Below are 7,006 nucleotides of genomic sequence, written 5' to 3' on the forward strand. Positions count from 1 at the left end.
GTGATTGAAAAGAAACAACTTCGGCAAGACGTACATCGTCAAATCCGTGAACTCGACGACCGGTCGGACCGGGACCGCGTCATCATACATACATTGACCGAACTGAAGGCGTGGCAAGAGGCGGACACGGTGGCTGTTACGCTCGCCCTCGATTTAGAGATTGATACGTTGCCGCTCATCCGCTTAGCATGGAAGGCAGGAAAATCGGTGTTCGTGCCGAAAGTTACGAAACAGGGACTCACGTTCCATGAGATTCATTCGTTAGAAGACCTCGAGCCGGGCGTCATGAATATATTGGAGCCGACGACTGAAGCGACGATGCGCTCGATTGACGTCTGTATCGTCCCCGGCCGCGTGTTTGACCGGTCCGGCTATCGAATCGGATGGGGAGGCGGCTATTATGATCGCTACCTCGCCACGTACAAAGGGACGACCATCGCGTTGGCCTATGACGTCCAACTGCTCGATGAGATCCCGATTGAGCCACACGACATTCCTGTCGAATTCATCGTGACGGAAAGGGAAACGATTTTATGTTCGCCATCTTCGTTGTAACTTGTTTGGTGGCCTTTGCCGGCTATCGATTGCGCTCGTTGACCCGCTCCGGAGCCGTCTTGACGGTCGTGACGGGGGCGGTCATCGGCTACGGTTTCGGTTGGTTCGGGCTCTATTTACTCGGTGTCTTTTTCTCGACATCGTCGCTCGCCTCGAAATATCGTGCCCGGGACAAGGCGCCTGTCGATGAGATTGTTGAGAAATCGGGTCCCCGTGATTTCGTACAAGTGCTCGCCAATGGGGGCGTCGGCATGGTGACGGCGCTTGGAATGATTCTTGCGCCAAACGACGCCTGGTTATTCGCCTATGTCGCCTCGATTGCCGCGGCGACGAGTGATACGTGGGGATCTGAGTTCGGCGTCCTCGCCAAGCAGAAACCGCGCTCGATTCGGACGTTCCGTGAAGTCGAACCGGGAACGAGTGGTGGGGTGTCCGTGTTCGGAACGGTCATGTCGATCGTCGGGGCCACGGTCATCATCCTCGCCTCGCTTCCATTTATCGAGATCGATGTGACGTTCGCGCTCGTCTTGATCGCCCTCGGATTGAGCGGCAGCGTCGTCGACACATTGTTAGGGGCCACGGTGCAACGGAAATACCGATGCCGTGTGTGCGGCAAGTTGACCGAGAAGAAAATACATCATCGTGAGCCGACGGCTTATGTGTCGGGCTGGCGTTTTCTCGGCAATGACGCCGTCAACTTTTTGTCGATCGCCGCGGCCGCGACGATTAGTTTCCTCTTGTTACGATGAGGGTAGTACAGAAAATGTAGATGTTTCAAACGAATGTGAATTTTGTCACAATATCGCCAAAGTGAAAACGGTTTCCTTAGTAGTGAGTGTTTGTGAATGATGTTACAATCTTTATGTAACAGACATAACAAAAACATGAAACAGATTGTTCGAAGGGTGGAGAATCAATATGGAAACATTAAATCATGCAAAAGTAACACGCGTCGCGCTCGTTGGGGCCGGAGCGGTCGGTGCCAGCTTTGCGTACCAATTGACGACAGCAAGTCTTTGTGAGGAACTCGTCATTATCGACATCAACAAATCGAAGGCGGAAGGCGAAGCGATGGACTTGAACCACGGCGTCTCGTTCGCTTCTTCACCGATGCGCGTCTGGGCAGGGGACTATACGGACTGTGGTGCAGCAGATATCGTCGTCATCACTGCCGGTGCTCCGCAAAAACCGGGTGAAACTCGCCTCGACCTCGTCGAGAAGAACGCCAAAATCATGAAATCGATGATTGGGGACATCATGGCATCTGGATTCGACGGCATCATCATCATCGCCTCGAACCCGGTCGACATCATGACACATTTGGCTTGGAAATACTCAGGTTTACCGAAACACCGCGTGTTCGGATCAGGAACGGTACTCGATACGTCACGTCTCCGTTACATGCTCGGCGACTATTTCAACGTCGATCCACGCAACTGCCACGCCTACATCATGGGTGAGCACGGAGACACGGAATTCGCGGCCTGGAGCAACGCCCGCATCTACGGGAAGTCGGTCGAGCAGTTGCTTGAAGAGAACGACGAATATACATGGGAAGACCTCGAAGACATCTACGTCAACGTTCGGGACGCGGCGTACCACATCATCGAGCGCAAAGGCGCGACGTACTACGCCATCGGCCTCGGTTTGCTCCGTCTCGTCAAGGCTGTGCTCCGTAACGAGAACACGTTGTTGACGGTCGGCGCACATTTAGATGGTGAATACGGCTTGAACGATATCCATATCGGTGTACCGGCCATCATCAACCGCCAAGGAGTCCGTCAAGTCGTGGAAATCGAGTTGTCAGACGAAGAAAAACAAAAGATGCATCATTCGGCAGAAGTGTTATTGAAAACGATGCAACCTGTCTTATAAGAACGATTACTCGTTCTGTCATGACCGTAGTTGGCTCCCGCCACTACGGTTTTTTTGTGGACCGACGGAAGAGCGGGGCAGATTGGGGCGATGCTCGATTTTGTCGTCCTGCCCAAATTCCTTTAGAATGAAAGTATAGAAGGAGGTGAGCCAACATGACAGAACCAGCTTGTTTTTGGGAAGATGTATATCGTGCCGTCGAAGCAGGAGGACGCATCGAGGGCGTCTTAGAGCCGTCGCGGGCACTTTTATTGTTTGACACGAAAGCGGGGGATGTCTATCACCTCTACATACGGACAGATAAGGCGTGGGCGAACCATGTCGCCTTGGACGTCGAGGCGGTCATGAACTCGTTTCGCTTGGCCCGAATCGGCCGCGAGAAGCTCCATGTCCACATTTATGGTGACCCGCTCGTCGATGAAGAGCGTCTGTCGTCGCTCACGTTCCCGATTGCGGCAAAAGTGAAGCTCGAGATGCGGCCGTGCGCCGAAACGGAAACGTCATATCGCCCGCGTGCCGTCGCTCTCGACCAACAACGGAAAAATGAACTGAAGCAACGGTTCGCCTTTGGGAAGCCTCAGTTCGTCTATGCGCTCATGTTCGTGACGTTCCTCGTCATGTGGTTCGCCGAATCAATCGGCTCGACGCTCGATCCGAACACGCTCATCCGCTTCGGTGCGAAAGTGAATCCTCTCATCGACGAAGGAGAATGGTGGCGTCTGATCACACCGATGTTCCTTCATATCGGTTGGTTCCATTTCGCCATCAACATGTTCGCGCTCTGGTCACTCGGCCCGCTCGTGGAACGGATGTACGGCTCGACGCGTTTCGCCACCATTTATCTGTTGGCAGGTGTCATCGCCACGGTCGCCTCGTATGCGTTCAGCGAAGCCATCTCGGCCGGCGCGTCCGGGGCATTGTTTGGGCTTGTCGGCGCACTGCTCTATTTCGGACTGCGCGACCGCTCCTTATTTATGAAGACACTCGGCCCTCCTCTGTTTATTATGTTAGGATTAAACGTGGGACTCGCTTTCGTCCTTGGCGCTAGTTTGGACCATTCCGCACACGCGGGTGGACTCGTCGGGGGCTTTCTGATGGCGGGAGTGGTCGGCTTACCGGATGAACACGTGAAGAAACGTCGCTTGCTATTTGCGGGGCTCGTGTTCGTGGCGTCCGGCGCATTATTTTGGCTCGGCTACAATCGATGACAAAGGAGTAAGGGTATGATTGAAACGTTGAAGCAATTGGTTGAAATTCCAAGTCCGTCCGGGATGACGGACGAGGCGATCGGATTCGTCGAACAAGAACTGACGGCACTCGGGATCCCCACGAAACGCTTGAACAAAGGGGCGCTTCTGGCGACATTTGAGGGCAAATCGGATCGAGCACGTCTGTTGACGGCCCATGTCGATACGCTCGGCGCGATGGTGAAAGAAATCTTGCCGAGCGGCCGCTTGCGCTTGACGCAAGTCGGCGGATACGCCTGGACTGCAATCGAAGGGGAGAACTGTCTGGTTCATGCCGAGACGGGTGCGCCGATTGAAGGAACGATTCTCATTCATCAATCGAGCGTCCATGTCTATAAGGACACGAATAGTGCCGAACGGACGGCGTCAACGATTGAAGTGCGCTTGGACGCGGACGTCCATACAGCCGAAGACGTAAGGGCCCTCGGCATCGAGGTCGGGGACTTCGTCTCGTTCGACCCGCGCTTCCGTCAGACCGACGCCGGTTATATCAAATCACGTCATCTCGATGATAAGGCGTCCGTTGCCATCTTGCTCGATTTGGCGAAAGATCTGGTCGAGGCGGAGTTGCCACACCCGGTCCATTACTTGATCTCGAACTATGAAGAGGTCGGGTTCGGGGGCAACGCCGGAATTCCCGAAGCGGTGACTGAATATATCGCTGTCGATATGGGTGCGCTCGGGGACGGGCAACACTCGGACGAGTATACAGTTTCGATTTGTGCGAAAGATTCGTCAGGCCCGTATGATCTCGGGTTGCGCCGTCAATTCACCGCGCTATGCCGTAAACATGACATCGCCCATAAAGTCGATATCTATCCGTACTATGGATCGGACGCCTCGGCTGCAATCGGAGCCGGCTACGATGTGCGCCACGCGCTCGTCGGCCCAGGCATCGAGTCGAGCCATAGCTATGAGCGGACGCATCTCAAATCGCTCGAAGCGACGCGGGAACTGCTGTACCGTTTCGTGCTCACCGCGATGGAGGACGAACGATGAAAAATTTTTATGACGTCCAGCAATTTTTGAAATCGTTCGGCACGATCATTTATATCGGGGAGCGCGATGCCGAGATCGGGCTCATGATGATGGAACTCGATGAGTTGCATGCGGGCGGAATGATTGAACAACGGGAATATGATACGGCCAAGATTATTTTGACCCATGAACTGAAAAATTCAAGAGATTGACAGAAAAACCCCTAGTGCAAAGGTTTGCACTAGGGGTTTAATAGTGTAAACTATGGGATGAAAGCGATTTAATCGAGACGAGGAGTGGAACACATGAAGTGGTTATTAGGAATCGACATTGGTGGAACGACGGTGAAGATGGCCGTCCTCGATATGAACGGGATTATTTCTGACAAGTGGGAGATTACAACGGATATTCGTGAGAACGGGGTACATATTCCGACTGATATTGCCGCTTCATTCGAAGCCTATTTAGAAACGTCGGGCAAAGCGAAGCAAGATTTTGCAGGTGCGGGCATCGGGGCACCAGGCTTTATCAACTTTTCAGAAGGTGTGGTCGAATATTCACCAAACATCGGCTGGAAAAACTTTGCGCTCGTCAGCGAGTTCGAGAAAGCGGTCGGTTTGCCGGCCGTCTTAGAGAATGACGCCAACGCTGCCGCACTCGGTGAAATGTGGAAAGGGGCAGGCGAAGGCGCATCAGAACTGCTCGCCATCACGCTCGGCACAGGCGTCGGCGGCGGTGTCATCACGAACGGCAATATCGTCCACGGGGCTGCAGGTATGGCTGGGGAAATTGGCCATATTACGGTTGAACGTGACGAGTCGAAAGCCGTCATGTGTGGCTGCGGCCGTAAAGGTTGCATCGAGACGATTGCTTCGGCTACCGGAATCGCCCGTCTGGCACTCCAAAAACGTAAAGGTCGGACGACATCGTTGAACGAACTGAACGAAGTGACGGCACGCGACGTGTTCGAAGCGTATAAAGCGAATGATGTCGTCGCGACAGAAGTCGTGAACGAGATGACCGAATATCTTGGATTGACGATTTCGAATATCGCCAACACGTTGAACCCGAAAATGATTGTCATCGGCGGAGGCGTCTCGAAAGCACGCGAAGCACTCCTCGAGCCGCTCGACGAGCAGTTCAAACGGTTCGCCCTCGAGCGCGTCTATGCGTCGACGGCGTTCAAAATCGCGGAACTCGAGAACGATGCGGGTGTCATCGGTTGTGCGTGGCTTGCCCGTAAACACTTTATCCCGACTCGTGTATAACGTTTGTCCATGCACGCCTGCGACTTGATGCAGGCGTGTTTTATATTGGGAACGGGTATGGGATAATGTAAAATTTGTAATGACGGAGTTGATTTTTTGTTAAAAAAGGGGTAAGATTTGGACTTGATACAGGACTGTTATCGTACGTGAAATGGATAACAAGCCAATTGGACTTATAAAAAAATAGGGGCACCGAGTCTGTTGAACTCGTCGCCCGTTGAACAGAGGAGGAGGCCGTCAGATGAAGTCATCTCAGAGCTTCTCGAAGCTTACTATGCGACTGAATGATACGGTCCGCGCTTCGTTTCATGAATATCGGTTATTTTGGATTTTCTCGCTATTACTTTGGACGAAGACGTACGTAGTTTACCAATTTTTCTTCAATATCCCGATTGAAAACACCGCTCAGGCATTCATTCTGCTGATCAGCCCGATCAGCTCCACTCTATTCCTATTCGCGTTCAGTTTCTTCTTTAAAGGAAATAAGCAGAAATGGGTCTTGTACATGCTGTATGCCGTAGCATCGTTCATCTTGTTTGCGGATGCCGTCTATTACCGCGAGTTTACCGACTACTTGACGATGCCGGTCATCTTGCAACCGTCGAACATGGAGACGTTGTCGACATCGTTCACGTCACTGTTGGAATGGAAAGATTTGATTATCCTCGGGGACGTGCTCGTCTTGCCGTTCATCTTATGGCGCATCAACGCGACAGCGACGGCTGCCTCTCATCGGAGAGCGCTCGTGACGTTCGCGACGGCCGTCGTCGTGTTCTTGTTCAACTTGTCGCTCGCTGAAACAGAGCGTCCGGAACTGTTGACTCGTTCGTTCGACCGGGAACTGTTGGTCAAGAATATCGGGACGTTCAATTTCCACGTCTACGATGCGATGCTTCAAACGAAAACGTCGGCCCAGAAGGCGATGGCTGACGGGTCAGAACTCGCCAAAATCGAGAAGTACACCCGTCAACACTATGCAGCACCGAACCCGGACTACTTCGGGAAGTATAAAGGCAAGAACGTGGTCGTCGTCTCGTTCGAGTCGGCCCAAAACTTCACGCACAACATGAAAGCGTCGAACGG

The 7,006-nt window shown here is 53.0% G+C and carries 8 protein-coding genes; all 8 read left to right on the forward strand.

Annotated features, from left to right (window positions below; all coding sequences use genetic code 11):
* A complete protein-coding gene (locus tag M467_RS18975; RefSeq protein WP_021065730.1) occupies positions 1-555 on the forward strand; it encodes a 5-formyltetrahydrofolate cyclo-ligase in 555 nt (184 codons plus the stop codon).
* Positions 534-1,304 (forward strand): DUF92 domain-containing protein, encoded by a 771-nt coding sequence (locus M467_RS18980; RefSeq protein WP_021065731.1) that lies wholly within the window; start codon positions 534-536, stop codon positions 1,302-1,304. Before M467_RS18975 ends, M467_RS18980 begins: the two co-directional genes overlap by 22 nt.
* Positions 1,305-1,473: 169 nt before the next feature.
* On the forward strand, positions 1,474-2,430 hold the full coding sequence (locus M467_RS18985) for an L-lactate dehydrogenase (RefSeq protein ID WP_021065732.1): 957 nt from the start codon (positions 1,474-1,476) through the stop codon (positions 2,428-2,430).
* 155 nt (positions 2,431-2,585) lie between these two features.
* Positions 2,586-3,638, forward strand: a complete 1,053-nt coding sequence (locus tag M467_RS18990) for a rhomboid family intramembrane serine protease (RefSeq protein ID WP_021065733.1) — start codon at positions 2,586-2,588, stop codon at positions 3,636-3,638.
* Positions 3,639-3,653: 15 nt separating this feature from the next.
* Entirely contained in the window at positions 3,654-4,676 is a 1,023-nt protein-coding gene (locus tag M467_RS18995) for a M42 family metallopeptidase (protein ID WP_021065734.1), read from the forward strand.
* Positions 4,673-4,867 (forward strand): YqgQ family protein, encoded by a 195-nt coding sequence (locus tag M467_RS19000; RefSeq protein ID WP_021065735.1) that lies wholly within the window; start codon positions 4,673-4,675, stop codon positions 4,865-4,867. Before M467_RS18995 ends, M467_RS19000 begins: the two co-directional genes overlap by 4 nt.
* A gap of 93 nt (positions 4,868-4,960) precedes the next feature.
* Positions 4,961-5,923: an ROK family glucokinase gene (locus M467_RS19005; protein ID WP_021065736.1), complete on the forward strand. Its 963-nt coding sequence runs from the start codon at positions 4,961-4,963 to the stop codon at positions 5,921-5,923.
* A gap of 241 nt (positions 5,924-6,164) precedes the next feature.
* On the forward strand, positions 6,165-7,006 hold an 842-nt coding region (locus M467_RS19010), incomplete at its 3' end, for an LTA synthase family protein (protein ID WP_021065737.1).

The organism is Exiguobacterium chiriqhucha RW-2, assembly GCF_000416965.1.
GTDB classification, from domain to species: domain Bacteria; phylum Bacillota; class Bacilli; order Exiguobacteriales; family Exiguobacteriaceae; genus Exiguobacterium; species Exiguobacterium chiriqhucha.

Excerpts from the sequence above, each read along its gene's own strand:
- M467_RS19005 (WP_021065736.1), top strand. The coding sequence starts at position 4,961 with ATGAAGTGGTTATTAGGAATCGACATTGGTGGAACGACGGTGAAGATG.
- M467_RS18985 (WP_021065732.1), top strand. The coding sequence starts at position 1,474 with ATGGAAACATTAAATCATGCAAAAGTAACACGCGTCGCGCTCGTTGGG.
- M467_RS18990 (WP_021065733.1), top strand. The coding sequence starts at position 2,586 with ATGACAGAACCAGCTTGTTTTTGGGAAGATGTATATCGTGCCGTCGAA.
- M467_RS18995 (WP_021065734.1), top strand. The coding sequence starts at position 3,654 with ATGATTGAAACGTTGAAGCAATTGGTTGAAATTCCAAGTCCGTCCGGG.
- M467_RS19000 (WP_021065735.1), top strand. The coding sequence starts at position 4,673 with ATGAAAAATTTTTATGACGTCCAGCAATTTTTGAAATCGTTCGGCACG.
- M467_RS18980 (WP_021065731.1), top strand. The coding sequence starts at position 534 with ATGTTCGCCATCTTCGTTGTAACTTGTTTGGTGGCCTTTGCCGGCTAT.